This window comes from Loktanella salsilacus (assembly GCF_024206795.1).
GTDB classification, from domain to species: domain Bacteria; phylum Pseudomonadota; class Alphaproteobacteria; order Rhodobacterales; family Rhodobacteraceae; genus Loktanella; species Loktanella salsilacus.
In genome coordinates, this window is record NZ_CP072994.1 from 771,742 (window position 1) to 798,570 (window position 26,829).

Genomic DNA, 26,829 nt, shown 5'->3' on the forward strand with positions numbered 1-26,829 from the left:
CCATCCGACATCTAACGCAAGGTAAACACAGTTCCGTCGCGGGCCGTTACAAGTTTTTACCCTGCGGGCGGCGGCGGCGGCATGACGGTGAAAAGCTGTGCAAGTTCCGTATCCACGGCAGGCTTCCAACCGTCCTGACCTTGGGTCCAGACCATCGTATCGCGGCCAAGCGCGCCTTCGGTCACTTTGCGGCCCATTGCGGCCTTAGAAAACGGACCCGTCGTCTGGCCTGCAATGGCGATATGCCAAACATGCTCCACCGGAGGGGGCGGCGGCGGCGGGGCCGCAGCGGCGACGCTTGGCTGCGGCATCTGACCCCAAGGGCCGGATTGCACCATGTTGCCCATCTGCATGCCCAGACCTGCGCCCATGCCCATGCCCATCGCTTGGCCTGCCGCGCTACCCGGCTGGGTCATCGCCTCTGCGGCTTTCCACTTCATATGCTCGTCCAGATTGCCCGCGATACCGCGGCTGGTGCGGGCGTCCAGCGCCTTTTCCACAGCCTCTGGCAGGCTGATGTTTTCGATATAAAGCTCTGGGATCGTGATGCCGTAGGCGGTCATGGTGGCGTCAATCGCCTTGGCGACCAGATCGCCCATGTCCTTGGTATTCGCCGCCATATCCAGTGCGGGAATGCCGGACGCGGCCAGCGCGCGGCTGAATTCCTGCACGATGACATTGCGGATCTGATAGCTGATCTCATCCGCTGTAAACTCTCCATCCGTGCCGACGATTTCGCGCATAAAGACGGCCGGATCGCTCACCTTGATCGCATAGGTGCCATAGGCGCGCAGGCGGATCGGGCCGAATTCGGGATCGCGCAGCATGATCGGATTCTTGGTGCCCCACTTCAGATCGGTAAAGCGGGTCGTATTGATGAAATAGATTTCCGATTTGAACGGGCTTTGAAAGCCGTGATCCCAATGCTGCAGGGACGTCATAATCGGCATGTTGTTGGTTTCCAGCATATACATGCCGGGGGTGAACACGTCAGCCAGCTGACCTTCGTGAACAAAAACAGCAGCCTGACCTTCGCGAACCGTCAGTTTGGCACCATACTTAATCTCGTGGCCGTGACGTTCAAACCGCCAGACCATCGTGTCGCGGGTGTCGTCGGTCCACTGAATAACGTCGATGAACTGGCCAGAAAGGAAGTCGAGAATACCCATGTCAGGCTCCTATGTAAGTCGGTCTAATCAGCTGGCCTTGTCCGTGCCCAGCAATTCTTTTGCGATGACCCGCGCAATCGGTGCCGCCTCTGCGGCGGACATGCCGGTTTTAAAGCGCTTGTCGTAAAGCATTTTAAGCAGCAGTTCGTCATGGCGGGTCAGCAGGCCGAATTCTTCGTCGTCGTTAAAGATCGAAGGCCGCGCCTGCGGGCTGTCGTTAGCAAGTCCAAGGCCCTGCGACAGTTCTTCGTGGATGCACGATGTCGTCAGCAGGGTCGGGTGTTCGGCGCGGATCACGGCGACGGCCTTGGCATAACTGGCAGAGCCGCCTTCGGAAAAGGCGATGACGATGCACAGCTGATCGCGGGGCAGGTTCATGATCGCCCGCAGGCTACTGCCGCCGATACCGGGCACCAGTTCGCGCAGGCGCGTCTCATACCCGGCGCGGTCATCTTCGGACAAGAACAGCACGTGATAGTTGGCGTTATTATCCGTCATGCTGATCGGCACGCCTGATACCCGCGACAGCCGCGCGGCATAGGCCGCAACGCTGGCACGGTCCTTGCTGCGTCGATCCGCCGTGACCGAGGGGCCGAATTCGACTGACATGCGGATCGGCTGATCCCACCGCCGCAGGCGCGATTCCGTGGCCTGTGCGCGCAGGAAATCACCGTCCGTGACGTATTCGTCAAATAGGGCAATGCGGACAAAGTTTCGCGCCAGCATGGTGTCGGTGAACGGGGTGTCCGAGCCGCCGCCGTCACTGCGCAGCAACCCTTGGGTAATCAGATCGTTCTGCAGGCGTTGATAGTATACTTTAAGCGCCGCGCTTTCGGCACTGACGGGCGGCACCGTTTCCGGTGCGGGCGCTGGCTGCGGCGTGCGCACAATGGGTCGGGCGACCTGCTGGGGGATCACCGGCGTGACCGCGACATCCGCCGGGGTCGTGCAGGCGGACAGCGCAGCAAGCCCCGCTGCCATCATCCCAACACGCAATGCCGCCCGCTTTGTCATGTTTTAAGCGCCTTTTGCCGGAGTGTTGCGCGATTTGGCCGAGGCCAGCGTGGTTTTCAAATCCTGCTCCATCTTTTGCAGGTCAGCCTCTGCCGCGGCGCGCTTGCGCTTGCCTTCGTCGGCGATGGACAGGCTTTCGTCGATCGTCGCGATCAGATCGGCATTCGCGGCCTTCACCGCCTCGATATCAAACACGCCGCGTTCGATTTCCGTGCGGATCGCGGTATTCGCATCGCGCAGGTTCTTGGCGTTGGCCTTCAGCAGGTCATTGGTCAGATCATTCGCCTCGCGCACCGCGCCAGCCGCTTGGGCCGACCGCTGGATCGTCACCGCCTGCGCCAGTTGCGTTTCCCACAAAGGCACCGTGTTCAGCAGGGTCGAGTTGATCTTGGTCACAAGGCTCTTGTCGTTTTCCTGCACCAACCGGATCGACGGCAGCGATTGCATCGTCACCTGACGGGTCAGTTTTAAATCATGAACCCGGCGTTCCAGATCGTCCCGCGCAGAGCGGAGATCGCGCAGTTGCTGCGCTTCCATGACGCTGCCCGCTTCTGGGGCAGCAGCGACGGCTGCCTCTTTTGCGGGGATTTCTTCGGCGTCGATGCGGGCCAGACGCGCTTCGCCAGCGACGATATACAGGCCAAGCTCGTCATAAAACGCCAGCGTCTTGGTATACAGCCGGTCGAGGGATTCGATATCCTTCATCAGCATGGTTTCATGGCCCAGCAGATCGTCGGTGATCTTGTCGATCTGGGTCTGCACGTCCTCATACTTGGCGACGAATTTCGAAAGCGGCGTCGCACGGCCCAGCAGCTTGTCGAACCAGCTTTGCTTGCGGTTCGGGTCCAGTTCGGCCACGGAAAAGCCGCGGATCGTGCTGACGATGCTGCGCAGGCTTTCACCCGCCGGGCCCACGTCCTTATTGCGCACGCCCGATAGCATATCTTGGGAAATCTGCTGCAGTCCGGCCTGCGCGGCAGTGCCAAAGGTCACGATAGAGTTCGTGTCCGTCAGATCAATCTCGTTCATGCGTCGGGTGATCGCCTCTGATGTGGATTTGTCGGCGGTATCCAGCGTGACCATTTCCGCAGGCGGTTCGGGCAGCACGACGGCCGTCATTTTTTCCACATCGGCAAGGGTTGCCTGTGCGCGGTCGCGAGTCGTGTCAGCCATCTATCAGTCCTGTCTGTCTGCGATGCCTTCGCGCGCCAGACGGTCGCGCAGCACCTTGATTTCGATATCCATATCACTGCGGTCGTCATCTAACAAACGCGCGGTGCGGGCATTAAAGTTCCGGTCCAGATCATCCAGCAGCGCGACATAGGCCTCGCGGGCCTGGGGACTGGGTTTGCGCCGGGTCAGATCGACGAACTTGGTCGTCGCATCCGTGGCACCCTGCAAATAGACGCCCAGAAACTTGCGGGCCGAGGTCAGATCGCGCGGGTCTTCTTCGACTGTGCGAATCATGGTGAGGGCGGTGGACTGAAAAGCGGCGACGCGGGTCTGCAGTGGACGGTCGCCCAGCGCCGTGATCTGCGCCATCATGGCGGACAAATGCGCTTCTGCCTCTTCGACGACGCGGGCGACGCGGTCTTGTTGAAAGCTGTCGACGCCAGCCAAGCGTTTGTTTTGCAACGGATCAATGCCAAAGGCCGCCAGATGCGCGGCGGTGGCGACGATGCCGTAGATGGCACTGCCAAGCAGCCCGTCGCTGCCCGTCGCCGTGGCAAGCGCGACGCCAAGACCTGTCAGCAGCGCGGCAAGGATCTTGCGCGGCAGGGCAGGGCGCCGCGCGACGCTGCGCGCTTGCCATGCCGCCGTGGCCCGTAAGCCGCCGCGCAGCAGCCAAGCGCCAAGGCCCAAGGCCGCAGCCCCCGCAATCCCTGTCGCCAGCCCGGCCGGATCGCTGCCAAGCGACGCAAAAAGCAAGATTGCCGGCGGCACCAGCATCAGGTTCGCCCGCGCGCCAACCGGATCAACCACAGGTCGCTGCTGCACATGACCAGCAGGCGTAGCGCCGGGGCTAAATTTACCGCCGTAAGATTTCGCCATCAGTCAGCCCCCAGCAATCCGGTGCTGACCCCGGTGGTCAGTGCGAATAAAAAGATAAAAGCGATCATGCGTACCGGGCCGGGCAGGCCCTGCGGTGTGCTGGCGTCCTCTTGCGTGGATGCCGTCCGCAGCGCTGCAATCCCTGCCATCGCGACGATGGCAAGGCCGCAGAGCAGCGTCAGGAACAGTATCAATCGGGCCATGGCGGAACACTCGCGCAGTCAGTTACAGCCGATAGGTAATCAGGCTCACCCCAATTTGCGAGGTATTTTCGCCACAAAGGTCAGTCCCGGCGTGTTCCACGCTTAGGCGGGGCCGATTTGCTTGGCCCTGATTTAGAAGGCCCAGCCTTTGAAGGCCCAGCCTTTGGTGGTCCCGATTTAGAAGGCCCAGCCTTTGAAGGGCCAGCCTTTGAAAATCCAGCCTTTGATGGCCCGGATTTCACGTCACCGGATTTCGCAGGCCCGCTGCGCGCCGCGCTGCCCTTTGCAGGACCGCCCTGACCGCCTTCACCGCGCGTCGCGCCAGCGCCGGGTTTCATCACGCGGGTCAAGGGCTTGCGGGCGCGCGGTTTTTGCGGCTCCGGCGACTCTAGCCCCAGTTGCTCGCGCAGCACGCGGCCTTTGACCTCTTCCACAGCGCCAGCTTCCAGCTTGCCCAGTTGGAATGGGCCATAGCTGACGCGGATCAGACGGTTCACGGTTGTATTCACCGCTTCCATCGCGCGGCGAATTTCACGGTTTTTGCCTTCGCGGATGCTGATCGTCAGCCAAGCGTTCGCGCCTTGCTGGCGGTCAAAGGTCACAAGCATCGGCTGATAATCAATGCCGTCCACGGTGATACCTTTGCGCAGCTCGTCCAAGCGCGCCTCTGATACCGATCCGTTGATCCGCACGCGGTAACGGCGCAGCCAGCCGGTGCTGGGCAGTTCCAGCCGCCGCTTGATGCCGCCGTCGTTGGTCAACAGCAGCAAACCTTCGGAATTGATGTCTAGCCGTCCGACCGACATCACGCGGGGCATGTCTTCTGGCAGGTTGTCAAAGACCGTCGCGCGGTCCTTTTCATCCTTGGCGGACGTCACAAGGCCAGCCGGCTTGTGATACAGCCACAGGCGCGCGACCTCTGGCTGGCCAACAGGCTTGCCATCCACAACGATGCGGTCGCGGTCCGTGATGTTCAGCGCGGGGCTGGTGATGGTCTTGCCATTCACCGACACGCGGCCTTCGCTAATCATACGTTCCGCATCCCTGCGCGAGGCGATGCCGGCGCGGGACAAAACTTTGGCGATTCGGTCGCCCTCAGGGGGGGTATTGCTCATCCCTGACGCATAGCGCCTTTCGCGGGGGCTTGCCAGAGCGGGGCAGGGGCGGGCATGACGATGGCATGACATTTCGCAGCTACATGCAGATCGCACTTGATGAAGCGCAGGCCGCCGCCGCCCGCGGCGAGGTGCCGGTCGGGGCCGTGATCGCCGGACCGGACGGTGTGCTGGCGCAGGCTGGCAACCGGACAAGGGAACTGTTTGATCCCACCGCCCATGCCGAAGTGCTGGCGATCCGCGCGGCTTGCGCGGCCCTGGGGCAGGAACGGCTGACGGGCTATGATCTGTATGTGACGCTAGAGCCTTGCCCAATGTGCGCCGCCGCCATTTCCAACGCCCGTATCGCACGGCTGTATTACGGGGCCGCAGATCCGAAATCCGGCGGCGTGGCGCAGGGGCCGCGCATTTTTGCCCAGCCGCAGTGCCACCACGCGCCGCAAGTCTATGACGGTATCAACGCGACGGCGTCAGAGGCGTTGCTCAAAGATTTCTTTGCGCAGCGCCGCTGACGATTTTTCGGGGAAAATTCGGAGCTAGATGCTGATGAGTTCCATCACCTCTGGCGTTTTAACGTCCACACCCGGCAGTCCGTCGATCAGCACTTGTGCATCTTGGGCCAGCGCAGGGAAGGTTTTATAGTGGCAGGGGATCACGGTTGTAAAATTGAAATACCGTTTCGCCGCATAGGCCGCGCGGGCCATGTCCATAGTGTAATGACCACCAGCACATAGGATGCCGATATCTGGTTTGTGCAAGTCGCCCATCCAGTCCATGTCGGCCATGATGTCCGTATCGCCGCTGACATAGATCGTGTGCCCTTCACCGGCGATCATGAAACCAGCCTCGTGCCCAGCATATCGAGGGCCGTCGCCTGTTTCGATCGAGGACGAATGCACCGCGTTCACCATTGTGACCTTGGCCCCGTTCAGATCGACCGTGCCACCTTTGTTAAAGCCAATTGCATCTTCGCCGCCCAGCAGCGCGCAGATTTCAGGGATGCCCACCAGAACAGCGCCGGTTTCTTTCAAGATCGCGGCGGCATTTGCCGTATGATCGCCGTGACCATGCGTCAGCAGAACATGGGTCGCGCCAGCGATGGCATCGGCTCGTTTGTCCGCGGGAAAGGATGGGTTGCCGTCTAACCAAGGGTCGATCAGCAGCACAGCGTTTTCGATCTCGATGCGAAAGCTGGCATGGCCAAGCCAGATGATATTCATAAGGGCATGCTCCAGAATTGAAAAAGGGGGCAGACCGGGATGGTCTGCCCCCCGTGTTCAGGGTTGTAGCGCGAAAGGCTTAGGCGTCCTGCGGAATCCGCAGCATCTGGCCCGGATAGATCTTGTCGGGGTGCGACAGCATCGGCTTGTTGGCCTCGAAAATCGCATGATAAGCGCTGGCTTTACCCATGGTTTCCTGCGCGATGGCGGACAGGGTGTCGCCCTTTTTCACAGTGTAAAAGACGGGCTCTGCTGCGTCTTCGGCTTCGACTGCGTCTTCAACCGCAGCCACGCCGTCCACGTTGCCGACGGCTAGGATCAGCTTTTCTTTTGCTTCTTGCGTCAGGGCTTTGCCCTTGGACGTCACGGTGACTTTGTCGCCGTCAACTTTAATGTCCACGTCCTTGGCGTCGAGGCCCAGATCGGTGACTTCTTTGTTCAGCGCCTCAGCCGAGGGGCCCTCGTCGCCGTGGCCGGTCAGCTTCTTGCCAGCGTTCTTTACGAAGTTCCAAAGTCCCATGGTCGTATCCTCAGATCATTGCGCGGCCCATGCTGGGGCGCGTCCTGCGGGTAAACCTAGGGCGGCATTGTTCATGCGACAAGTTGTCATGTGACACCGCGTGGCGGCAAATGGTTGTGGCGGACGCGGGGGCGGGGTAAATGCGGGGCCAACACACCCTGCAACGATGTTTCGGAGTCCGCATGGCCATTGATACAGACACCGCCCGCCGCGTGGCGAAACTCGCCCGGATCAAGGTCGAGGACGCCGCCCTGCCAGCGCTGGCACAAGAATTCAGCGCGATTCTGGGCTTTATCGAACAGTTGAACGAAGTCGATGTTGACGGCATCGAGCCGATGACCAGCGTCACGCCGCAGCGCCTTTTCCGCCGCGAAGACGTCGTCACCGACGGCAATCAGCAGGCCGCCGTGCTCGCCAATGCCCCCGATGCCCGTGAAGGGTTCTTTGCCGTGCCGAAGGTGGTGGAATAATGACCGATCTGACCAAACTGACCATCGCAGACGCCCGCGACGCCCTGCGCAAAGGTGACGTCACCAGCGCTGAGCTGACGCAGGCCTGCCTGACCGCTATCGACGCCGCTGATGCGCTGAACGCTTTCGTGCACAAAACGCCCGAAGTTGCAAAAAGCCAAGCCGAGGCCGCAGATGCCCGCCTAAAGGCAGGTAATACGCCTGATTTGTGCGGTATCCCGCTGGGTATCAAAGACCTGTTCTGCACCAAAGGCGTGCCAAGCCAAGCCGCCAGCGGCATTCTTGCGGGCTTCAAACCCGAATACGAATCCACCGTGACCAGCCAGCTGTTCGACGCAGGCGCGGTCATGCTGGGCAAGCTGAACATGGACGAATTCGCCATGGGCTCGTCGAACGAAACCTCGGTTTACGGCGACGCTGTAAACCCGTGGAAGGTCGACGATCGCAAACTGACACCGGGCGGCTCTTCGGGCGGTTCTGCCGCTGCTGTTGCGGCTGATCTGTGCCTAGGCGCGACCGGCACCGACACCGGCGGCTCTATCCGCCAGCCTGCCGCCTTTACGGGCATCACGGGCATCAAGCCGACCTATGGCCGCGTCAGCCGTTGGGGCGTTGTGGCCTTTGCGTCCTCGCTGGATCAAGCGGGTCCGATGACCAAGACTGTGCGCGATTCGGCGATCATGCTGCGCGCGATGTCCGGGTTCGATCCCAAAGACAGCACCAGCGCCAATATCCCTGTCCCTGATTTCGAAGCCGCCCTGACCGGCGACATTCGCGGCAAAGTCATCGGTATCCCAAAAGAATATCGCATGGACGGCATGCCCGCCGAGATCGCGAAGCTTTGGGAGGACGGCACCGCCATGTTGCGCGACGCTGGCGCCGACATCCGCGATATCAGCCTGCCGCATACCAAATACGCGCTGCCTGCTTACTATGTCATCGCCCCGGCAGAGGCATCGTCGAACCTGGCCCGCTATGACGGCGTCCGCTTTGGCCACCGCGCCAAGCTGGATAAAGGCGACGGCATCACCGAGATGTATGAAAAGACCCGCGCCGAAGGCTTTGGCGCAGAGGTGCAGCGCCGCGTCATGGTCGGCACTTATGTGCTGTCTGCGGGCTTTTACGACGCCTATTACAACCGCGCCCGCAAGGTGCGCGCGTTGATCAAGCGTGATTTCGATGAAGTCTTCGCCGCTGGCGTTGATGCCATCCTGACGCCAGCCACGCCTTCGGCCGCTTTTGGCCTTGGCGAAATGGCGGATGCGGACCCGATCAAGATGTATCTGAACGACGTCTTTACCGTGACCGTCAACCTTGCAGGTCTGCCCGGTATCGCCGTGCCGACCGGCACCGATGCCAGCGGTTTGCCGCTGGGTCTGCAACTGATCGGCCGCCCTTGGGAAGAGGGCGATCTGCTGAATGTTGCTTATTCACTGGAACGTGCGGCAGGTTTTGTCGCGAAACCGAACCACTGGTGGTAACATCAGTGCGATCTTTGATTTGAAAAGGCCTTTGCCGTGATCCGTTCCTTTGCATTCTTGGGTGTCGCTGCGACGCTTGCTGCCTGTGCCCCGCAGGTGCCCGATAGCGGGCGGGCTGTGGCGCAGGCGCAATCTGCAAGCCAGACCTCGACCTTTAACGCCCCCGCGCAGGTCGCGGCGACGCCGCTGTCCGGCGGTCTTGCCGATCCGTCCGCGGCGGTGAACCCGTCAGAGCTTGCCGCATTGGGCATTGGCAGCGGTGCACCGGTGGGGCTAGCGCAGGCACAAGCGCAGCAAGTCCCGCTAGAGGCGTCGCCACAGAACCCGCAGCCGGCGCTGGCCAGCAATCCCGGCCTGTCGGACGAGCAGTCCTTTACTGCCGTCTCTAGCCGCGAAACCATCGAAAGCGACGCAGAGCGCCGTGCGCAGCAGATCGCGCAACGCCAAGTCGTGATGCCAAGCGCCTTGCCGCAGCGGCCAAGCGATACGGGTCCGAACATCGTCGAATACGCGCTGAAGGCACCGAATCGCAAAGGGCAGGAATGGTATTCCCGCTCTATCTTTGCGGGGCAGGGCAAGTTCCAGCGCAACTGCGCGACCTATAATTCGCCCGATGCAGCGCAGCGCGATTTCTTGGCGCGGGGCGGCCCGGACAAAGACCCGCGCGGCCTTGATCCTGATGGCGACGGCTTTGCCTGCGGCTGGGATCCGGCACCGTTTCTGCTGGCAGAGGGCGGAAACTGATCCTTACCGATCGTACATCGCCTAATCACGGGCCGCGGCGGGGCGGGCAACTGCCTGATATGGTGGTGATCCACTATACAGCGATGACCAGTGCCGCTGCGGCCTGTAATACGCTGTGTAATCCTGACACCGAAGTTTCGGCGCATTACCTGATCGCACAGGATGGTGCGGTGCACTGCCTTGTGCCCGAGGACATGCGCGCTTGGCATGCCGGGGCAGGGCGCTGGGGCGCGGTGACGGATGTGAACAGCAGCTCCATCGGGATCGAGCTGGCAAACCCCGGCAACTGCCCCTTTGCCGCAGCGCAGATGGATGCGCTGTGCGATTTGCTGGCGGGCATCACGGATCGCTGGGCGATCCGTCCCGCGCGGATCATCGGCCATTCCGACATGGCACCGGGGCGCAAGATTGACCCCGGCGCGCGGTTCGACTGGCAGCGGCTGGTCAGGCTGGGCCTGTCGATCTGGCCTGCGCCGCACGGTGAAATTCCGGGTACAACAGACTTCCGCCCCCTGATGCAGCGCTTTGGCTATACCGCTGATGCGCCAGATGACGTGCTGCTGTCCGCCTTTCGCCTGCGCTTTCGCCCCCGTGCCACGGGGCCGCTGTGCGCCGCTGACATGGCGCTGATCGCTGATCTGGCCCATCGCTTTCCCGTTGACGATGGCACCGTCACCGCTTAGGCGATTTGTCGTGCGGATGGCTGGACGGTCGCGGGCAGCAATGTCCGAGGAAAGTCCGGACTCCATGACGGCAACGGTGCCGGGTAACACCCGGCGGGGGCAACCCCAGGGAAAGCGCCACAGAGAAGAGACGGCCTTGGTCGCACCACGCGTGCGGCATTGCAGAAACCAAGGTCACGGTGAAACGGTGGGGTAAGAGCCCACCGCGCGACTGGCAACAGAAGCGGCACGGCAAGCCCCACCGGGAGCAATGCCAAATAGGGGCCTTGCGCCGGTGTGATCCAGCAATGGATATCCCGGTAGGGACGCCTGACCCAAAAGGCCCGGGTTGGCAGCTAGAGGGTCGTCGGTAACGGCGATCTTAGATGAATGATCGTCCAACTGCCGCAAGGCGGGGGACAAAATCCGGCTTATAGGCCATCCGCACACCTGCCGCCTGCGCCAATCGGCGCCTGTGCGCGTTACCTGCCCCAAAAAGCCCCTTTTGTGGTTGACTCGGGGCCAGCGCCAGTTAGAAGGCAATCCTCAAGAGATTTGATGCGCAGCACGCATTCCGCGCCGCGAACAGGAGAAGACACATGGCGAAGCCAACCACCATCAAGATCCGCCTGAACTCCAGCGCGGGCACCGGGCACTTCTATGTCACCAAGAAGAACGCCCGTACCATGACCGAGAAAATGGTCTGCAAAAAGTACGACCCCGTTGTGCGCAAGCACGTCGAGTACAAGGAAGGCAAGATCAAGTAAGATCTGCCATTCATTGCTACGCTGGGCCTCGCATTTGCGGGGCCTTTTGCGTTTTGGGGCTCAGGTTTGCGCGGCAGCCTTTTTGCCGCGCCACATGATGAACAACCCTGACAGCACGATCAGCGCGGACCCGGCCCAAGTGGCTGTTGTCAGACGTTCGCCGAACAGCACAACGCCCATCCCAATACCAAACAGCAGGCGGGTATATCGGAACGGCGTCACGGCGGACACGTCACCGGTGCGCATCGCCTTCATCAGGCTGGCATAAGCGGCCACACCAGCCCCCACAGCGCCCAAAAGGGATAAGGCGGCAAGCGGGGTAGGGCGGATCACGCCTGCCCCCTCCCACAGCGTATACAGGGCCCCTGCGACGATGACGGCGCAGAACCCATATAGCCCAAGCCGCAGGGTGCCGATGCTGGCGGGTGCCGCGCGGCTGGCCAGATCGCGGCCCGCAAAGCCGAACATGCCGATGATCGCCAGCAACGATAGCGCGGAAAAGCTGTCAGTCCCCGGCTGGATGATGATGATCACCCCGATCAGCCCGACAATAATCGCCGTCCAGCGCCGCCAGCCGACGGTTTCGCCAAAGACAATCGCAGCCCCCGCCACGACCACCAGCGGCGTCGCTTGCAAAATGACCGTGGCGGCCGACAGGGGAATCATTGCGATGGCAAGGACATAGAACAGACGGCCTGTCACCTCGAACACCGCGCGGATTCGCATGGGGCGGGACAGGACGTCTGGCACGAACAGTGCCATGCCGTTCAAGCGCAGCAGCGCGGCAAAGACGCAAGCCCCGCCCAATCCGAACAGGATCAACACCTGCCCAATCGGCAGGGTCAGGGCAGCGGTTTTGATAAAGGCGTCCTCGACCGCGAAGAGGGCCATGGCAAGCACCATAAAGGCGCTGCCGATCAGGTCGGCTTTGCGGGCGATGGCCGTGTCGATCATGGTATGTGTCCCGCAGTTTGGTGTTCGCGGCACTGAACGCCGAACGCGGCGAGGCTGCAACGAAAAAGGGCCGGTCCCTGCGGACCGGCCCCTGATCGTGTTAGGCTGGTGCGATTACTCGCGGTTGCCGAACAGCTGCAACATGAACATGAACATGTTGATGAAATCGAGGTAGAGGTTCAGCGCGCCCATGATGGCGGACTTGCCCAGCCACTCTGCGTCGCCCTGCTGGGCGTGCGCGATGTAGTCAGTCTTGATCTTCTGGGTGTCATAAGCGGTCAGACCTGCAAAGATCAGCACACCAAGTGCAGAGATCGCAAGCTGCACGATGCCGGAACCAAGGAAGATGTTCACGATCGACGCCACGATCAGGCCGATAACGCCCATGATCAGGAAGCTGCCCCAACCGCTGATGTCTTTCTTGGTCGTGTAGCCATACAGCGACAGACCGGCAAAGCCCACTGCGGTGAACAGGAACACCTGAATGATCGAGAAGCCGGTGTAGACCGCAAAGATCCACGACAGCGACAGACCCATCAACGCCGCAAAGGCGTAAAAGAACGTCTGCGCGCCAGCAACCGACAGCTTGTTAATCATCGCGCCCATGGCGAAAACCATGGCCAGCGGTGCGAACATGATCACCCACTTCAGCGGGCTGGTGTACAGCAGCACGCCCAGATCGGTCAGATAGGTATTCGCGCCAATCTGCGCGCCCGTTGGTACGGACGACAGCGCCAGACCGGAAATGGCCCAAGCAGCGGCAGCGGTGATCAGCATGCCGACGGACATGATGCCGTAGACTTTGTTCATGTGGGCACGAAGCCCCTCGTCGATTGCGGCGCCGCGGACGGTGCCCGCGGTCCTGATCGTTTGATATTCAGCCATCAAGACCTCCTGTTTAATGTCGTGCGCATTTTGTACTGCGCTCGGGTAACATATTGGCACAGCAGGCCCACGTTTCAAGACCTCATACCCCGTCGCGGCAGGTTGACACAGTGTGTTGCCACACAGTTCGGACAGCCACGTTGTGATGCGGTTCAAATGGCTTTGTATCAGCCTGTTTTAAAGGCCCCGATATGGGGCTGCGCCTAGGGCGTGATCACGACCTTGCCTGTGGATTTGCGGCTTGCGATCAGCTCTAGCCCCTCTGCCGCGCGATTTAGGGGCAGGGTGTCGCTGATGTGGGGCTTCAGCCGGCCTTGGGCGAACATCTCCATCAGCTCTGCCAGACTGTCCGTCAGGGCGTCTGGCGCAAACTTTAGGTAGTTGCCCCAGTAGAACCCGATGACATCGATATTCTTGACCAGCAGGATATTGGCAGGAATCTGCGGGATGTCGCCGCTGGCAAAGCCGATGACGATCACGCGGGCCTCTGGGTTGCAGGATGATAGCGCCGCCTTGAACGCATCGCCGCCGACGGGGTCATAGACGACGTCGATGCCGCCAATCTGTTTGGCCAGCGCCTTGAGCGCGGCTTTCAAATCGCCAGCATCGGAATCGATCAGGTGATCCGCCCCGGCGGCCTGCGCGACGGCCAGCTTATCCGCGCCGCGCGCAACGGCGATGACGGTGGCCCCCAGCGCTTTGCCGATTTCAACCGCCGTCAGCCCCACGCCGCCCGCAGCGCCAAGGACAAGCAGGGTCTGCCCAGCCTGCAATCGCGCGCGGCGGGTCAGCGCCAAGTGCGATGTGCCATAGGCGACTTGAAACCCGGCAGCGATGTCGTCGGGCATCGCGTCTGGCACGGGGCGGCACAGATCAGCAGGAAACACGCCATATTCAGCCATCCCGCCTTGGCCGCCAAACACGGACACCCGCGTGCCTATCGCAGGCTGCGTTGTGCCGGGGCCGTGGCCTTCGACAATGCCGCAGACTTCCATGCCCAGGGTAAAGGGCGGGGCGGGCGTGTCCTGATACTTGCCTTTGGCCATCAGCATATCGGCAAAGTTCACCCCGCAGGCTTTGATGCGCAGCAAGACCTCTCCTTGCGCGGGCACGGGCTGCGGCACGTCAGTGATGCTGGGCGGGGCGTCAAAGCCCGTAACTTGGAATGCGCGCATGGGGCGGGACCTATTAATGAGTGCGGGGCGGCAATGGCGCAACCGAAACGCGCAAAAGTCAAGGGCGCATTGGGGTAGTCTTACGCAAGGTAACTTATAGCCTTTTGGGTGGGTTCGAACCCCTGTGCCTGTCCTTAAGGTAAGCATGCCGCGTGCAACCGTTGCGTGTTCGCCGTGCGATCATTTAGGCAGGCAAACAGCAACGGCGAAAGAGATTTTAAGGCCGTTTTACAAGATTAAAAGTCGGGCATATGTCCCTTTGAACAGGATCAATTACGATGAAGCATGAAGTAGACGTCCACGTTGGTAAACGTATTCGCCACCGCCGGTGGATGAATGGCACAACGCAGCAACAACTGGCCGAAGCCGTCGGCATCAAGTTTCAGCAGATCCAAAAGTACGAGACGGGCATGAACCGTGTCAGTGCCTCTCGGTTGTGGGATATCGCGCATGTCTTGGGTGTGCCGGTGTCGTTTTTCTTTGACGGTTTGGACAGCGATACGCAGACGACGCCCAAAGCGGGCGATTTGCCGGGCGACATCATGACCGACAAAGAAGCGCTGGATCTGCTGCGGTCCTACTATGCGATTCCTGAAAATCAGCGCCGCCGTCTGTTCGATCTGGCCCGCGTCCTTAGCGAAGCTGCAGCGTAACCGCTAACGTCAGCCCGGTTGGGCGTTTTCAAAGGCGCATGCGTCAGATAGGCTAACCGGGTTGACGCCCGGTTGGCCTGCGTCATTCTAGATTTCTTAGTTACGGGAATGCCTTACCTTGGATGACGCACTCAAAGCCGACCTGATCCGTGTGGCCCATTTGATCGCTGACGCGGCCCGGCCTGAAACGATGCGCTTGTTTCGATCGGCAGATTTGCTGGCCGACAACAAGGCAGATGGCGGCTTTGACCCTGTCACCGCAGCCGACCGCGCGGCAGAGGTCGCAATGCGCGCCGTGATCGCGCGCGAACGCCCAAACGACGGTATTCTAGGCGAAGAGCTTGGCGTGCAAGGCGGCACCAGCGGGCTGACCTGGGTGCTGGACCCCATCGACGGCACCCGCGGTTATCTGTGCGGCACGCCGACCTGGGGCGTGCTTGTGTCGGTGGCTGACGCGACGGGGCCGCTGTTTGGCCTGATTGACCAGCCTTTTATTCAAGAACGCTTTGTCGGCGGCTTTGGCCAGTCCGAAGTGCGCGGCCCGCATGGCACGCATAAGTTGGCGACGCGCCCCAGCCGTCCGCTTAAGGATGCGATCATTCTGACCACCTTTCCAGAGGTCGGCACCACCGCCGAAGGCCGCGCCTTTCACGCGGTTGCCAGCCAGATGAAGCTGACGCGCTATGGCATGGATTGCTACGGCTATGCGCTGCTGGCGGCCGGTCAGGTCGATCTGGTGATCGAGGCGGGGCTAAAGCCCTATGACGTGCATGCCCCGATCTGCGTTATTCAGGCGGCAGGCGGTATTGTGTCGAATTGGCAAGGCGGCGCGGCGCACCACGGCGGCCAGATCATCGCCGCCGCGAACCGCGATATCCACACCGTTGCGCTGCAAATCCTGCAGGACGCGATGGATGGCTGAAACCCTTCTGCGCGGGGCCAAGGTTGTCGTCACGATGGACGATGCCGGGACAGAGCTTGCCGCCGCTGACGTCCTGATCCGGGACGGCGTGATTGCTGCGGTGGGGCAGGGGCTGACGACGACGGGCACGGTGCACAGCGCCGCAGGATGCGTCATCACCCCCGGCCTGATCAACACCCACCACCACCTGTATCAAACCCTGACCCGCGCTGTGCCCGGCGGGCAAGACGCCTTGCTGTTCGGCTGGCTGCGTACCCTCTATCCGATCTGGGCTAAGTTCGGACCAGAGGAAATGTTCATATCGGCCCAAGCGGGCTTGGTTGAACTTGCGCTGTCAGGCTGCACCCTGTCGTCGGACCACCTGTACCTTTATCCCAATGGCGCGCGGCTGGACGACACGATCGCGGCGGCAGCACAGGTCGGCCTGCGCTTTCACCCCACACGCGGCGCAATGAGCATCGGGGAAAGCGCCGGCGGCCTGCCGCCTGACGCTTTGGTCGAACGCGAAGACGCGATCCTGAACGACTGTATCCGCGTCATCGACGCCTTCCACGACCCGCGCCCCGGCGCGATGGTGCGCGTCGGCGTGGCACCCTGTTCGCCGTTTTCGGTCAGCACCGACCTGATGCGCGATGCCGCCCTGCTGGCGCGCGATAAAGGCGTGATGCTGCACACGCATTTGGCGGAAAATGACGAGGATGTCGCCTATTCGCTGGAACGCTTCGGCTGCCGCCCCGGCCAATATGCCGAGGACCTTGGTTGGACCGGCCCTGATGTCTGGCACGCGCATTGCGTTAAGCTGGACGCAGGCGAAATCGACCTTTTTGCCAGATCGGGCACCGGCGTAGCGCACTGCCCTTGTTCGAACTGCCGGCTTGGGTCCGGCATCGCGCCCGTGCGGGCCATGCGGGATGCGGGGGTGAATGTGGGCCTTGGCGTTGATGGATCAGCCAGCAACGACAGCGGTAACCTCATCGGCGAGGCGCGTCAGGCGATGTTGCTGCAACGCGTGCAAAACGGCGCCGATAAGATGAGCGCGCGCGAAGCATTGCGCCTTGCCACGCGCGGCGGGGCTGCTGTGCTGGGACGCGATGATCTGGGCCAGATCGCCACCGGGAAACGTGCTGATCTGGCGATCTGGGATGTGTCTGGCATTGAAAGCGCAGGCAGCTGGGACGCCGCTGCGCTGGTGCTGGCCGGCCCGACACGCGTGCGCGATTTGTTCGTCGAAGGGCGGCAGGTTGTGGGCGATGGCCGGATGTTGACGGTGGATACCGCCGCCTTGACCCTGCGCCAGAACCAGCTGGCCCGCGCCTTGATGGATTGACAGTGGCGGGCGGGGTCTGCCCCTATGCGGGTGACCTTTCCCTAGCCGCTGGTGCTTTGCCATGTCGATCCGTCTGTCCGCCTTTTCCGCGATTGCTGCGCTGGCTTTGTCCGCCTGTGTGCCCATTCCGATCCCGATGGTTGTCCCGCTCAGCGCCTCTGGCCAGCCAGTCACCAATCAGCCGGTGCTTGCGCTGGCAGCAACCCCGCCCAAATCCACCGCCGTTGATGCGGCCCTGAACAAGGCACGCGCTGATACGGGCCGTGCGCCGTTGGTGTCCAACAGCGGCCTTGACCGGGTTGCTGCGCAATATGCAGCCGATCTGGCGCAGGGCGACAAGCTGATGATGGGGTTGGATACCGGCGCGCGGGCGGGCGCACGGATCAAGGCGGCGGGCGTGTCCGGCTGCACGTCAGGCGAAGTGATCTCTCAAGGCTACCCGACCGAGGGCGCAGCGCTGAGCGCATGGCTGTCCAGCCCGAAGCAGGCCAAAATCTTGATGGATACGCGCTATGCCAACTATGGCTTTGGCCACGCGGCGGATCTGTCCGGGCGCGGGGCCGATGTTTGGGTGATCGTGCTGCTGATGCCCTGCGCGGCCTAAACGCGGGCGCGCACGCCGCCGACCCAGACATCGCGCACAGCGCGGTCGTCGCCCATCATGATGGTGGGGAATAGCGCCTCCCAGATGTCAGTCGCCTGGGCTGCGCGTTGGGCGATGGCGGGGGTGGATGACAAGTCCAGCACGGTGATATCTGCAGCAGACCCGACGCCCAGATGACCGATCTGCCCGCCCATGTGCAGGCTGCGTGCCGACCCTTCCGTCGCCAGCCACATCAGCTGCGCCGGATGCAGCGGGGTGCCGCGCAACTGCCCAATCTCGTAGGCCGCAGCCATGGTGCGCAGCATTGAAAAGTTCGACCCGCCCCCGGTGTCCGTCGCAAGGCCGATGCGCAGCCCGCGTGCCGCAAGCCCCGCCATGTCGAACAGGCCAGAGCCGATAAAGGTGTTTGACGTCGGGCAGTGCACAACGGCGGCATCAATCTCGGCCAAGCGGTCGATTTCGCGCGGTTCCAGATGGATCGCATGACCGTACAGACCCTTCGGACCCAGCAGGCCAAATGCCTCGTAGGTGTCCAGATAGTCCCGCGATTGGGGGAACAGGTCGCGGACCCACGCGATCTCCGGCAGTTGTTCCGACAGATGCGTCTGCATCAGCACTTCGGGTCGTTCAGCCCAAAGCGCACCCAGCGCCGCCAGCTGATCAGGGGTAGAGGTCGGCGAAAAGCGCGGGGTGATCGCATAGGTCGCGCGGCCCTTGCCGTGCCAGCGGTCCAGCAAGGCTTTGCTGTCGTCATAGGCGCTTTGCACCGTGTCGCGCAGCCCATCCGGCGCGTTGCGGTCCATGCAGGTTTTGCCGCCGACAACGGCCATGCCGCGGGCGGCGGCCCCTTCAAACCAGGCATCCACGCTGCCGGGGTGGATCGTGCAAAAACTGGTCAGCGTCGTCGTGCCATGGGCCAGCGCCAGATCAAGCGTCGTATCCGCCACCTGCCGCGCGTAATCCGTATCCGCCAGACGCATTTCTTGGGGAAAGGTGTAGGTGTTCAGCCAGTCGATCAGCTGCTTGCCCCAGCTGGCGATGATCGGCGTCTGGGGGTAATGCATATGCGCATCGACAAAGCCCGCGCTGATCAGCGCATCGCCGTAATCGGTCACGGCGGCATCAGGGTGTGCAGCACGCAACGCAGCCCCGCTGCCCGTCGCCACGATCAAGCCCGCATCAATAACAACGCCGCCAGCGCTGTCATGGCGCGTCGCGCCTTGCCAATCCGCAAGGGCGTCGCCGTCAAACCCTAGGGTCTGTCCTAAAAGAAGTTGTTTTGTCATATCCCCATCCTAAAGCGCGGCGTGGGGGGCTACAATCGGCTGTATCACTGTTGTGGCGCGGCCCAGCTTGTCTATGTTGCGGGGCAAGCCATCAAGGGGACCGCTATGACCGAATCTGACACGCTCCCCGACCTTGAGGACGACGACGAAGAAGCCTTTGGTATTAACGACCGCGTCGTCGCGGATGTGCTGGACGCGATCGAGGCGCGCAATGTCGAAGACATCGACGCGCTGCTGGAACCGCTGCACCCCGCCGACATCGCCCACCTGATCGAGCTGATCGACAGCCGCCAGCGCCGCGAATTGCTGACCCTGTGGAAGGGTGGGATGGACGGCGATATCCTGTCCGAATTGGACGAGCGGATCCGCGAAGAGATTATCTCGGCGTTTTCCCCGACCGAACTGGCCGACGCCGTGCGCGATCTGGACAGCGACGACGTCGTGGACCTTGTCGAATATCTGGACGAAGAGCAGCAAGAGGCGGTGCTGGACGCGCTGGAACCCGGCGACCGTGTCGCGGTGGAACAATCGCTGTCCTATCCCGAGGAATCCGCTGGTCGCCACATGCAGGTGGAACTGGTGCGCGCGCCCGATCACTGGACCGTTGGGGACGCCATCGACTTTCTGCGATCCGACGTGTCGCTGCCCGATCAGTTCTATCACATCATCCTTGTCGATCCCCGGCTCAAGGCCACGGGTTATGTCACGCTGGGCCGCGTCCTAAGCCATCCGCGCGCCACGCGGCTGCAAGACATCATGGAAGATACCTTTCGCACCTTTCACGTTGAACAAGACGTGGAAGAGGTCGCGCAGGCCATCAACCACTATCACATGATCACCGCCCCTGTGGTGGACGACGACGACCGCATCGTGGGTGTCATCACCATCGACGACGCCATGGCCTTTCTAGAAGAAGAGGCCGAAGAAGACCTTTTGCGTCTGGCTGGTGTGGGCGAAGGCAGCCTGTCCGACCGCGTGATCGAGACGACAAAGCAGCGTGCGCCTTGGCTGGCGGTGAACCTGTTCACCGCGATCCTGGCGTCTATGGTGATTTCCCTGTTCGAAGGTACCCTGCAATCGCTGGTGTCGCTGGCCGTGCTGATGCCCATCGTGGCGTCGATGGGCGGTAACGCAGGCACGCAATCGCTGACCGTCGCCGTGCGCGCACTAGCAACGCGGGATTTGACTGGTGCGAACGTCTGGCGCGTCATCCGCCGAGAGGTGCTTGTGGGTCTGATCAACGGCATCCTGTTTGCGGTGGTGATGGGGATCGTTGGCATCGTCTGGTTCGGCTCGCCCATGCTGGGTGCGGTGATCGGCTGCGCGATGGTGATCAACCTTGTCGTGGCGGGTCTTGCGGGCACCGGCGTGCCGATTGTGCTGGAACGCATGGGCGTTGACCCGGCGCTGGCCTCTGGCGCTTTTGTGACGACGGTGACGGATATTGTCGGCTTCTTTGCCTTCCTCGGGCTGGCGGCCGTATGGCTGCTGTGATGCTGGACAAGGCTGCCGCGCGGCAGGCGGCGCTGGCCCGCCGCGCAGTTGCCCATGCGCAGGACGGCGCGCAGGCGGGGTATCTGTCAGAGGTACTGGCCGGCTATCGCGGCGCGCCGCTTGCGGGTTATCTGCCAATGCGCACGGAAATCGACCCGCTGCCTGCCATGGCAGAGGCGGCGGCGCATGGCGTCGTCGGCGTGCCAGTCATCATGGCCAGGGACCAGCCGCTGCAATTTCGCACGTGGACCCCTGAGTGTGCCACGGTGCCCGGCACCTTTGGCGCGCCCGTCCCAAAGGCGGGCGATTGGATGGTGCCGCAGATCCTGATCGTGCCGCTGGTTGCCTTTGATCTGCGCGGCGGGCGGCTGGGCTATGGCGGCGGCTTTTATGATCGCACCTTACAGGCGCTGCGCGCGCAGGGGCCTGTTCTGGCGATTGGATTCGCCTTTGCGGCGCAGCAAACGGACGACCTGCCGCTAGAGCCGACGGATCAACCGCTGGACATGATCGTGACAGAAGCGGGCGTTCTGACCGTCTGAAAAGGCCGATTTTTCGTCGAAAAACCGGAAGATAAAAAATCTTCTAGAAGATTTTGCCCTCAGCCCCTAACAGGGGGCCATGAAAATCATGTTTTTGGGCGACGTCATGGGACGCGCCGGCCGTAGCGCCATTACCGATCACTTGCCGCGACTGCGCAAGGATTGGAAACTCGATTTCGTCGTGGTCAACGGCGAGAATGCGACCAATGGCGCGGGCCTGTCGCCCGATCACGCCAAGGCAATCCTTGATGCGGGGGCGGACGTTGTAACGCTGGGCGATCACGCCTTCGATCAAAAGGACATGCTGTCCTTTATCGACAAAGAGCCGCGTATCATTCGCCCGCTGAACTTTTCCAAAGCATCCCCCGGTGCGGGTGCGCGGGTGTTTTCCGACGCGCGCGGGCGCAAGGTGCTGGTCGTGCAGGCGCTGGGCCAAGTGTTTATGAAACGTCCCTTTGATGACCCGTTCTCGGCGTTGGATGCGGTGCTGAAGCAGTATCCGATGGGCGGGCAGGTGCAGGCCACGCTGGTTGATATCCACTGCGAGGCGACGTCCGAAAAGATGGCCGTCGGCCACTATTGCGATGGCCGCGCGAGTATCGTTGTCGGCACTCATACGCACGTGCCCACGGCCGACGCGATGGTGCTGCCGGGCGGGACGGCGTTTCAGTCCGACGCTGGCATGTGCGGCGACTACAACTCTGTCATTGGCATGGAAAAGACAGAGCCGCTGCGCCGCTTTATCACCGGGATGCCCAAGGCCCGCTTTACCCCTGCCGAAGGCGAGGCGACGCTGTCTGGCATTTATGTCGAAACCGACGATGCCACGGGCAAGGCCAAGACCTGCATGATGGTCCGACAAGGCGGTGCACTGTCGCAATCCGGCCCTGCTGTCTGACCCAGCGGTCCGTCCTAAAGGCGTCATCTGACCTTGCGCAACACGCCGCGCCCCGCGCTGATGGACATTGCGCAGGGCGGGGCAAAAGGCGACAATGGGTGGATCAATTCATCGAAAGCCAATCATGATTCACTTCGCCTTTCTGGACCAGCATCAGGCCATTGTGACCCTTGCGGTCCTTGCTGCGATGTTCACTCTGTTCATGCGCGAAACCTTCCCGACCGAAGTTGTGGCGATGATCGGTGCAGCGTTTTTGCTGTTCACAGGCATTCTGCCCTATGACGAAGCGGTCAAGGTGCTGTCGAACGCGGCCCCTTGGACCATCGCGATGATGTTTATCATCATGGGCGCGCTCGTGCGCACCGGGGCGCTGGACTACGTCACGCAAATGGCCGAACGCGCGGCGAAACGGAACCCGCGTCAGGCCATCGGCGGCGTGATGGGCTTCGTGGTCTCTGCCTCTGCCTTTGTGAATAACACACCTGTCGTCGTGGTGATGCTGCCGGTCTTTGTGCAAATGGCGCGAACGTTAAAGGTTTCGGCTTCTAAGTTGCTGATTCCGCTGTCCTATGGCTCGATAGTTGGCGGTACGCTGACGCTGATCGGCACATCGACGAACCTTGTCGTCGACGGTGTGGCCCGCCAGTCCGGGATGGAGCCTTTTGGCATTTTCGAAGTGACCCCCATTGGCCTCGTGATTGCGGTCTGGACCATGGGTTATCTGATCTTGTTCGGTAATCGCTTGCTGCCGGACCGTACCAGCATGGCGACCATGCTATCGGATCGGTCCAAAATGCGCTTTTTCGCAGAGGCGGTTATCCCCCCCGATAGCAACCTGGTCAGCCGCGAAGTCCTGAGCGTTCAGCTGTTCAAGCGTGAAGGTGTGCGCCTGATTGACGTGATCCGCGGCGATGCATCCCTGCGCCGCGATCTGGAAAACGTGAAGCTAGAGGTCGGCGACCGCATCGTCCTGCGCACCGCGATGACAGAGCTGTTGTCGCTGCAGGCCACCAAGGAATTGCGCCGGGTCGATCAGGTGTCGGCGGTGGAAACATCCACGGTCGAGGTGCTTATTTCGCCTGAATGCCGCATGGTTGGCCGCACTTTGGGTGCGCTGCGCCTGCGTCGCCGTTACGGCGTCTACACGCTGGCCGTTCACCGCCGCGACCGCAATATCGGCCGTCAGTTGGACGAGCTGGTCGTCAAGGTTGGCGACACCCTGCTGCTGGAAGGCGCGCCAGAGGATATCCAGCGCCTTGCAGCGGACATGAACCTTGCCGACGTGTCCAAGCCGTCGGCCCGTGCCTATCGCCGCAGCCATGCGCCGATTGCCATCGGTGTGATGCTGGCTGTCGTGGTGCTGGCTGCGTTCAACGTTGCGCCGATCTTGCAGCTGTCGTTCCTTGGGGCGGTCATCGTGCTGGTCACCGGCTGCATTGACGCGGACGAGGCGTTCGAGTCGATCGACGGCCATCTGCTCTCACTTATCTTTGCCATGCTCGCCGTTGGTGCCGCGCTTGAAGCCTCTGGCGCGGTCGAGATTATCGCCGGATCGCTGGCCCCTTATATGACCGTGCTGCCACCCTTTGTGGTCGTCTTTGCGATCTATGCGCTATCGATGGTCCTGACGGAATTGGTGTCCAACAACGCCGTGGCTGTCGTCATGACGCCCATCGCCATCGGCCTTGCTGCTGCGCTGGACGTCGATGCGCGTCCCTTGGTCATTGCCGTGATGATGGCGGCCTCTGCCAGTTTTTCGACGCCCATCGGGTATCAGACCAACACGCTGGTCTATGGCCCGGGCGGATACAAGTTCAGCGACTTTCTGCGGATCGGCGTGCCGCTGAACCTGTCGCTGGCGGTCATCTGCTCTGCCGCAATCCCCTGGCTTTACCCACTGTAAGGCGCAGGCTTGCGGGGGCAGGGTCCTCTGCGCTATAGCGAGCCGCAATCACCGACAGACCAAAAAGAGGGTTCACGCCATGGCCGGGCATTCCAAATGGGCGAACATCCAGCACCGCAAGGGGCGCCAGGACAAACTGCGCGCTAAGCTGTTCTCCAAGATGAGCAAGGAAATCACCGTCGCTGCCAAGATGGGCGACCCCGATCCCGACAAAAACCCGCGCCTGCGGCTTGCGGTGAAAGAGGCCAAGCAGTCCTCTGTCCCCAAGGAAGTGATCGAGCGCGCGATTACCAAAGCCGTCGGTGGCGACGCTGAAAGCTATGACGAGATCCGGTATGAAGGCTACGGCCCGAACGGCGTCGCTGTCATCGTCGAGGCGATGACCGACAACCGCAACCGCACCGCGTCCTCCGTCCGCTCCACCTTTACCAAGAACGGTGGCAATCTGGGCGAGACGGGCAGCGTTGGCTTTATGTTCGACCGCAAGGGTCAGATCGTCTACCCCGCGTCTGTTGGCGATGAAGACACCGTCATGATGGCCGCGATTGAGGCGGGCGCAGAGGATGTGCAGTCGGACGAGGACAACCACGTCGTCTATTGCGCGCCGACCGACCTGAACGAGGTTTCGACCGCGCTGGAAGCGGCGCTGGGCGAGTCTGAAAGCACCAAGCTGATCTGGCTGCCGAACATGCAGACAGAGATGGATCTTGAGGGTCTGACCAAGCTGATGCGTCTGGTTGAAACGCTGGAAGACGACGATGACGTCCAGTCTGTGACAACCAACGTTGAAGCCAGCGACGAAGTCATGGCTGCCTACGCGAATAGCTAATTTTTATGCGCACATCGCCCGGACCTTGGTTGCACCATGGTCCGGGCTTTTTTGTCAGCCGCGCTGTGCGAGCCTTGTCAGCAAGGACGATGGCGTGATCTGGCCAAGCGATTGGCCGTTTTCCATAACGTCCAGTGCCGCGCCGGATTGCACCTTGTCGATGATGTCTTTCACCGGTGTCTCTGCCGCGACTTGGTCGCCGCCTGACACCCCGTCAATCATCACGTCACGCGCGGTCAGAACCCCAAGCGGGTTCATATGCGCTACGAATTCAGCGACATAGCCATTGGCGGGATTTGTGAAAATCTCGCGCGGGGTGCCGACCTGCACAATGCGCCCGCCTTCCATGATCGCGATGCGATTGCCGATCTTAAACGCTTCGTCCAAATCATGGCTGACAAAGATAATCGTGCGACCACGCTGCTTTTGTAGGTCCAGCAACTCGTCTTGCAGGCGGGTGCGGATCAGCGGATCGAGCGCACTAAACGGCTCGTCCATCAATAGGATCGCAGCGTCCGTGGCAAAGGCGCGGGCAAGGCCGACACGCTGCTGCATACCGCCTGACAGTTCCTCCACCAGCGCATCGCCGCGATCTGCCAGACCGACAAGCTTCAGCTCTTCATCGACCCGCGCCCGGCGCTGCGCTGCGGTTTGGCCGCCCAGTTCCAGCCCAAGCCCCACGTTGTCGCGCACAGTGCGCCACGGCAGCAGGCCGAACTGTTGGAACACCATCGCAATGTCATGCAGGCGCAGATCGCGCAGGGTCTTGGCGTCGGCGCTGGTGACCGACCGCATCCCGTGCCGCGTTTTCACACGCACATCGCCGCGCACGACGGGGTTCAACCCGTTGACCGCACGCAGTAGCGTCGATTTGCCAGACCCGGACAGGCCCATCAGGACAAGGATCTCTCCATCCTCGACGTTCAGCGAACAATTGTGGACGCCAAGCACCTGATCGCAGGCTTTGCGAATCTCGGGCCGGGTCATGCCTTGATCCATCAGGGGCAGGGCTACCTCTGGCGTGTCGCCAAACACGATAGAGACGTTGTCGAATTCTACAGCACTCATTTTTTACGCACCCGCAAAGTTCGATCTAGCATGATGGCAACGATCACAATGACGAAGCCGGATTCAAATCCAAGGGCGGTATTGACCGTGTTCAACGCCCGCACAACCGGCACACCAAGGCCATTCGCGCCGACCAAACCTGCGATGACGACCATCGACAGGGACAACATGATCGCTTGGTTCAGGCCCGCCATGATCTGCGGCAGGGCAGAGGGCAGTTCGACCTTCCACAGCAATTGCCGTTTGGTCGCGCCAAAGGCCTGTGCGGCCTCGACCAGCGCGGTCGGGGTGGACGAGATGCCAAGGTAGGTCAGCCGAATCGGCGCAGGCAGCACAAAGATCACCGTGGCAATCAGGCCCGGCACGATGCCAATGCCAAACAGCACGACAGTGGGGATCAGGTAAACAAAGGTCGGCAGGGTCTGCATCAGGTCCAGCACCGGCACGATGGCGCGGTAAAAACGCGGGTTATGCGCCCCCGCGATCCCAATCGGGACACCGATCCCCATGCAGGCCGTGCAGGCCATAATCACAAGGGTCAAAGACTGTATCGTCTCTTCCCAGTAGCCTTGGTTCAGGATGAACAAAAAGCCCAGCAGCACCAGCAGCGGCGTCTGCCAGCGGCGTTGAATGCCCCAGGCAATCGCGACGAAGATGGCGACCATGGCCAGCGGCGGCACGACCAGCAGGCCATCGACGATGCCTTCAAAGCCGTCTTTCAGGCCGTCGGCAAAGGTATCGATCACCCCGCCAAAGGTTGCATTGATCCAGTCAAAGATCTCGCGCGCCCACAGGCCCACAGGAATTTTCGTATCAGTCAGCCAGTTCATCGGGTGCCTTCAATTAGGATGGCGCGGGCCGCCGTGGCCCGC

Annotated in this window: 29 protein-coding genes and 1 other RNA gene; 16 read left to right on the forward strand and 14 right to left on the reverse strand. The window is 61.7% G+C overall.

Going from position 1 to position 26,829, the window contains the following annotated elements; all coding sequences use genetic code 11:
• Positions 1 to 56: 56 nt before the first annotated feature.
• From KBW81_RS03890 to KBW81_RS03915, 6 genes are all read right to left on the reverse strand, one after another.
• Positions 57 to 1,169: an SPFH domain-containing protein gene (locus KBW81_RS03890; protein ID WP_254248416.1), complete on the reverse strand. Its 1,113-nt coding sequence runs from the start codon at positions 1,167 to 1,169 to the stop codon at positions 57 to 59.
• Positions 1,170 to 1,196: 27 nt separating this feature from the next.
• Complete coding sequence (locus tag KBW81_RS03895) at positions 1,197 to 2,183, reverse strand: DUF2927 domain-containing protein (RefSeq protein WP_245754174.1); 987 nt, start codon at positions 2,181 to 2,183, stop codon at positions 1,197 to 1,199.
• Positions 2,184 to 2,186: 3 nt separating this feature from the next.
• Positions 2,187 to 3,356, reverse strand: coding sequence for a toxic anion resistance protein (locus tag KBW81_RS03900; protein ID WP_254248417.1), 1,170 nt, complete (start codon positions 3,354 to 3,356; stop codon positions 2,187 to 2,189).
• 3 nt (positions 3,357 to 3,359) lie between these two features.
• Positions 3,360 to 4,235 carry a 5-bromo-4-chloroindolyl phosphate hydrolysis family protein gene (locus tag KBW81_RS03905; RefSeq protein ID WP_254248418.1) on the reverse strand — a complete coding sequence of 292 codons (876 nt, stop codon included), beginning with the start codon at positions 4,233 to 4,235 and terminating at the stop codon, positions 3,360 to 3,362.
• Positions 4,235 to 4,438: a hypothetical protein gene (locus KBW81_RS03910; RefSeq protein ID WP_090187917.1), complete on the reverse strand. Its 204-nt coding sequence runs from the start codon at positions 4,436 to 4,438 to the stop codon at positions 4,235 to 4,237. Before KBW81_RS03910 ends, KBW81_RS03905 begins: the two co-directional genes overlap by 1 nt.
• A gap of 80 nt (positions 4,439 to 4,518) precedes the next feature.
• Positions 4,519 to 5,553, reverse strand: a complete 1,035-nt coding sequence (locus tag KBW81_RS03915; RefSeq protein ID WP_254248419.1) for a pseudouridine synthase — start codon at positions 5,551 to 5,553, stop codon at positions 4,519 to 4,521.
• A 65-nt stretch (positions 5,554 to 5,618) separates the two neighbouring features.
• Between KBW81_RS03915 and KBW81_RS03920 the strand changes: the two genes are divergently transcribed.
• Entirely contained in the window at positions 5,619 to 6,065 is a 447-nt protein-coding gene (locus KBW81_RS03920; protein WP_254248420.1) for a nucleoside deaminase, read from the forward strand.
• A gap of 24 nt (positions 6,066 to 6,089) precedes the next feature.
• Here the strand turns inward: KBW81_RS03920 and KBW81_RS03925 are convergent, their stop codons facing one another.
• Both KBW81_RS03925 and lysM read right to left on the reverse strand, forming a co-directional pair.
• Positions 6,090 to 6,773 carry a metal-dependent hydrolase gene (locus tag KBW81_RS03925; protein WP_254248421.1) on the reverse strand — a complete coding sequence of 228 codons (684 nt, stop codon included), beginning with the start codon at positions 6,771 to 6,773 and terminating at the stop codon, positions 6,090 to 6,092.
• Between the two features lie 79 nt (positions 6,774 to 6,852).
• Complete coding sequence (lysM, locus tag KBW81_RS03930) at positions 6,853 to 7,293, reverse strand: peptidoglycan-binding protein LysM (protein WP_090187927.1); 441 nt, start codon at positions 7,291 to 7,293, stop codon at positions 6,853 to 6,855.
• Between the two features lie 182 nt (positions 7,294 to 7,475).
• On the opposite strand from lysM, the gene gatC reads away from it, so the two are divergent.
• The 6 genes from gatC (at position 7,476) to rpmG (ending at position 11,417) form a co-directional block, all read left to right on the forward strand.
• Positions 7,476 to 7,763 carry an Asp-tRNA(Asn)/Glu-tRNA(Gln) amidotransferase subunit GatC gene (gatC, locus tag KBW81_RS03935; RefSeq protein WP_254248422.1) on the forward strand — a complete coding sequence of 96 codons (288 nt, stop codon included), beginning with the start codon at positions 7,476 to 7,478 and terminating at the stop codon, positions 7,761 to 7,763.
• Positions 7,763 to 9,244 carry an Asp-tRNA(Asn)/Glu-tRNA(Gln) amidotransferase subunit GatA gene (gatA, locus tag KBW81_RS03940; protein ID WP_254248423.1) on the forward strand — a complete coding sequence of 494 codons (1,482 nt, stop codon included), beginning with the start codon at positions 7,763 to 7,765 and terminating at the stop codon, positions 9,242 to 9,244. The genes gatC and gatA overlap by 1 nt, the downstream gene beginning before the upstream one ends.
• 36 nt (positions 9,245 to 9,280) lie before the next feature.
• Positions 9,281 to 9,988: a hypothetical protein gene (locus tag KBW81_RS03945; protein WP_090187935.1), complete on the forward strand. Its 708-nt coding sequence runs from the start codon at positions 9,281 to 9,283 to the stop codon at positions 9,986 to 9,988.
• A gap of 59 nt (positions 9,989 to 10,047) precedes the next feature.
• Complete coding sequence (locus tag KBW81_RS03950) at positions 10,048 to 10,671, forward strand: N-acetylmuramoyl-L-alanine amidase (protein ID WP_254248424.1); 624 nt, start codon at positions 10,048 to 10,050, stop codon at positions 10,669 to 10,671.
• A gap of 12 nt (positions 10,672 to 10,683) precedes the next feature.
• An RNA gene (gene rnpB / locus KBW81_RS03955) (RNase P RNA component class A) lies at positions 10,684 to 11,100 on the forward strand.
• A gap of 149 nt (positions 11,101 to 11,249) precedes the next feature.
• The gene (gene rpmG, locus KBW81_RS03960) at positions 11,250 to 11,417 is read left to right on the forward strand and encodes a 50S ribosomal protein L33 (protein WP_090187941.1); all 168 of its coding nucleotides are present in this window, start codon (positions 11,250 to 11,252) and stop codon (positions 11,415 to 11,417) included.
• A gap of 60 nt (positions 11,418 to 11,477) precedes the next feature.
• On the opposite strand, the gene KBW81_RS03965 is transcribed toward rpmG, so the two are convergent.
• The 3 genes from KBW81_RS03965 to KBW81_RS03975 all read right to left on the reverse strand — a co-directional run bounded on the left by KBW81_RS03965 (position 11,478) and on the right by KBW81_RS03975 (position 14,431).
• The gene (locus tag KBW81_RS03965; protein ID WP_254248425.1) at positions 11,478 to 12,371 is read right to left on the reverse strand and encodes a DMT family transporter; all 894 of its coding nucleotides are present in this window, start codon (positions 12,369 to 12,371) and stop codon (positions 11,478 to 11,480) included.
• Between the two features lie 114 nt (positions 12,372 to 12,485).
• Positions 12,486 to 13,256: a Bax inhibitor-1/YccA family protein gene (locus KBW81_RS03970; protein ID WP_090187943.1), complete on the reverse strand. Its 771-nt coding sequence runs from the start codon at positions 13,254 to 13,256 to the stop codon at positions 12,486 to 12,488.
• A gap of 203 nt (positions 13,257 to 13,459) precedes the next feature.
• Positions 13,460 to 14,431 (reverse strand): NADPH:quinone oxidoreductase family protein, encoded by a 972-nt coding sequence (locus KBW81_RS03975; RefSeq protein ID WP_254248426.1) that lies wholly within the window; start codon positions 14,429 to 14,431, stop codon positions 13,460 to 13,462.
• Between the two features lie 278 nt (positions 14,432 to 14,709).
• Here KBW81_RS03975 and KBW81_RS03980 point away from each other — a divergent pair, with 278 nt between their 5' ends.
• The 4 genes from KBW81_RS03980 to KBW81_RS03995 all read left to right on the forward strand — a co-directional run bounded on the left by KBW81_RS03980 (position 14,710) and on the right by KBW81_RS03995 (position 17,937).
• Complete coding sequence (locus KBW81_RS03980; protein ID WP_090187949.1) at positions 14,710 to 15,084, forward strand: helix-turn-helix domain-containing protein; 375 nt, start codon at positions 14,710 to 14,712, stop codon at positions 15,082 to 15,084.
• A 118-nt stretch (positions 15,085 to 15,202) separates the two neighbouring features.
• On the forward strand, positions 15,203 to 16,006 hold the full coding sequence (locus tag KBW81_RS03985) for an inositol monophosphatase family protein (RefSeq protein ID WP_254248427.1): 804 nt from the start codon (positions 15,203 to 15,205) through the stop codon (positions 16,004 to 16,006).
• On the forward strand, positions 15,999 to 17,333 hold the full coding sequence (locus KBW81_RS03990) for an 8-oxoguanine deaminase (RefSeq protein WP_254248428.1): 1,335 nt from the start codon (positions 15,999 to 16,001) through the stop codon (positions 17,331 to 17,333). The genes KBW81_RS03985 and KBW81_RS03990 overlap by 8 nt, the downstream gene beginning before the upstream one ends.
• 61 nt (positions 17,334 to 17,394) lie before the next feature.
• Positions 17,395 to 17,937 (forward strand): CAP domain-containing protein, encoded by a 543-nt coding sequence (locus KBW81_RS03995; protein WP_254248429.1) that lies wholly within the window; start codon positions 17,395 to 17,397, stop codon positions 17,935 to 17,937.
• Here the strand turns inward: KBW81_RS03995 and guaD are convergent.
• A complete protein-coding gene (gene guaD, locus KBW81_RS04000; RefSeq protein WP_254248430.1) occupies positions 17,934 to 19,223 on the reverse strand; it encodes a guanine deaminase in 1,290 nt (429 codons plus the stop codon). The genes KBW81_RS03995 and guaD overlap by 4 nt on opposite strands.
• 105 nt (positions 19,224 to 19,328) lie before the next feature.
• On the opposite strand from guaD, the gene mgtE reads away from it, so the two are divergent.
• The 5 genes from mgtE (at position 19,329) to KBW81_RS04025 (ending at position 24,889) form a co-directional block, all read left to right on the forward strand.
• The gene (gene mgtE, locus KBW81_RS04005; RefSeq protein WP_090187961.1) at positions 19,329 to 20,717 is read left to right on the forward strand and encodes a magnesium transporter; all 1,389 of its coding nucleotides are present in this window, start codon (positions 19,329 to 19,331) and stop codon (positions 20,715 to 20,717) included.
• Positions 20,705 to 21,259, forward strand: coding sequence for a 5-formyltetrahydrofolate cyclo-ligase (locus KBW81_RS04010; RefSeq protein ID WP_254248431.1), 555 nt, complete (start codon positions 20,705 to 20,707; stop codon positions 21,257 to 21,259). Before mgtE ends, KBW81_RS04010 begins: the two co-directional genes overlap by 13 nt.
• A 79-nt stretch (positions 21,260 to 21,338) precedes the next feature.
• Entirely contained in the window at positions 21,339 to 22,157 is an 819-nt protein-coding gene (locus tag KBW81_RS04015) for a TIGR00282 family metallophosphoesterase (RefSeq protein ID WP_254248432.1), read from the forward strand.
• 124 nt (positions 22,158 to 22,281) lie between these two features.
• Positions 22,282 to 24,060 carry an SLC13 family permease gene (locus KBW81_RS04020; RefSeq protein ID WP_090187966.1) on the forward strand — a complete coding sequence of 593 codons (1,779 nt, stop codon included), beginning with the start codon at positions 22,282 to 22,284 and terminating at the stop codon, positions 24,058 to 24,060.
• Positions 24,061 to 24,139: 79 nt separating this feature from the next.
• Positions 24,140 to 24,889, forward strand: a complete 750-nt coding sequence (locus tag KBW81_RS04025; protein ID WP_090187969.1) for a YebC/PmpR family DNA-binding transcriptional regulator — start codon at positions 24,140 to 24,142, stop codon at positions 24,887 to 24,889.
• 54 nt (positions 24,890 to 24,943) lie between these two features.
• On the opposite strand, the gene choV is transcribed toward KBW81_RS04025, so the two are convergent.
• Together choV and choW are read right to left on the reverse strand one after the other, a co-directional pair.
• Entirely contained in the window at positions 24,944 to 25,957 is a 1,014-nt protein-coding gene (gene choV / locus KBW81_RS04030) for a choline ABC transporter ATP-binding protein (RefSeq protein ID WP_254248433.1), read from the reverse strand.
• Complete coding sequence (choW, locus tag KBW81_RS04035) at positions 25,954 to 26,787, reverse strand: choline ABC transporter permease subunit (RefSeq protein ID WP_090187976.1); 834 nt, start codon at positions 26,785 to 26,787, stop codon at positions 25,954 to 25,956. The genes choV and choW overlap by 4 nt, the downstream gene beginning before the upstream one ends.
• Between the last annotated feature and the right edge of the window lie 42 nt (positions 26,788 to 26,829).

Bases quoted from the DNA above. Each gene is read 5' to 3' on its own strand.
- KBW81_RS03890 (WP_254248416.1), bottom strand. From the start codon at position 1,169: ATGGGTATTCTCGACTTCCTTTCTGGCCAGTTCATCGACGTTATTCAG.
- KBW81_RS03895 (WP_245754174.1), bottom strand. From the start codon at position 2,183: ATGACAAAGCGGGCGGCATTGCGTGTTGGGATGATGGCAGCGGGGCTT.
- KBW81_RS03900 (WP_254248417.1), bottom strand. From the start codon at position 3,356: ATGGCTGACACGACTCGCGACCGCGCACAGGCAACCCTTGCCGATGTG.
- KBW81_RS03905 (WP_254248418.1), bottom strand. From the start codon at position 4,235: ATGGCGAAATCTTACGGCGGTAAATTTAGCCCCGGCGCTACGCCTGCT.
- KBW81_RS03910 (WP_090187917.1), bottom strand. From the start codon at position 4,438: ATGGCCCGATTGATACTGTTCCTGACGCTGCTCTGCGGCCTTGCCATC.
- KBW81_RS03915 (WP_254248419.1), bottom strand. From the start codon at position 5,553: ATGAGCAATACCCCCCCTGAGGGCGACCGAATCGCCAAAGTTTTGTCC.
- KBW81_RS03920 (WP_254248420.1), top strand. From the start codon at position 5,619: ATGACATTTCGCAGCTACATGCAGATCGCACTTGATGAAGCGCAGGCC.
- KBW81_RS03925 (WP_254248421.1), bottom strand. From the start codon at position 6,773: ATGAATATCATCTGGCTTGGCCATGCCAGCTTTCGCATCGAGATCGAA.
- lysM (WP_090187927.1), bottom strand. From the start codon at position 7,293: ATGGGACTTTGGAACTTCGTAAAGAACGCTGGCAAGAAGCTGACCGGC.
- gatC (WP_254248422.1), top strand. From the start codon at position 7,476: ATGGCCATTGATACAGACACCGCCCGCCGCGTGGCGAAACTCGCCCGG.
- gatA (WP_254248423.1), top strand. From the start codon at position 7,763: ATGACCGATCTGACCAAACTGACCATCGCAGACGCCCGCGACGCCCTG.
- KBW81_RS03950 (WP_254248424.1), top strand. From the start codon at position 10,048: ATGGTGGTGATCCACTATACAGCGATGACCAGTGCCGCTGCGGCCTGT.
- rpmG (WP_090187941.1), top strand. From the start codon at position 11,250: ATGGCGAAGCCAACCACCATCAAGATCCGCCTGAACTCCAGCGCGGGC.
- KBW81_RS03965 (WP_254248425.1), bottom strand. From the start codon at position 12,371: ATGATCGACACGGCCATCGCCCGCAAAGCCGACCTGATCGGCAGCGCC.
- KBW81_RS03970 (WP_090187943.1), bottom strand. From the start codon at position 13,256: ATGGCTGAATATCAAACGATCAGGACCGCGGGCACCGTCCGCGGCGCC.
- KBW81_RS03975 (WP_254248426.1), bottom strand. From the start codon at position 14,431: ATGCGCGCATTCCAAGTTACGGGCTTTGACGCCCCGCCCAGCATCACT.
- KBW81_RS03980 (WP_090187949.1), top strand. From the start codon at position 14,710: ATGAAGCATGAAGTAGACGTCCACGTTGGTAAACGTATTCGCCACCGC.
- KBW81_RS03990 (WP_254248428.1), top strand. From the start codon at position 15,999: ATGGCTGAAACCCTTCTGCGCGGGGCCAAGGTTGTCGTCACGATGGAC.
- KBW81_RS03995 (WP_254248429.1), top strand. From the start codon at position 17,395: ATGTCGATCCGTCTGTCCGCCTTTTCCGCGATTGCTGCGCTGGCTTTG.
- guaD (WP_254248430.1), bottom strand. From the start codon at position 19,223: ATGACAAAACAACTTCTTTTAGGACAGACCCTAGGGTTTGACGGCGAC.
- mgtE (WP_090187961.1), top strand. From the start codon at position 19,329: ATGACCGAATCTGACACGCTCCCCGACCTTGAGGACGACGACGAAGAA.
- KBW81_RS04010 (WP_254248431.1), top strand. From the start codon at position 20,705: ATGGCTGCTGTGATGCTGGACAAGGCTGCCGCGCGGCAGGCGGCGCTG.
- KBW81_RS04015 (WP_254248432.1), top strand. From the start codon at position 21,339: ATGAAAATCATGTTTTTGGGCGACGTCATGGGACGCGCCGGCCGTAGC.
- KBW81_RS04020 (WP_090187966.1), top strand. From the start codon at position 22,282: ATGATTCACTTCGCCTTTCTGGACCAGCATCAGGCCATTGTGACCCTT.
- KBW81_RS04025 (WP_090187969.1), top strand. From the start codon at position 24,140: ATGGCCGGGCATTCCAAATGGGCGAACATCCAGCACCGCAAGGGGCGC.
- choV (WP_254248433.1), bottom strand. From the start codon at position 25,957: ATGAGTGCTGTAGAATTCGACAACGTCTCTATCGTGTTTGGCGACACG.
- choW (WP_090187976.1), bottom strand. From the start codon at position 26,787: ATGAACTGGCTGACTGATACGAAAATTCCTGTGGGCCTGTGGGCGCGC.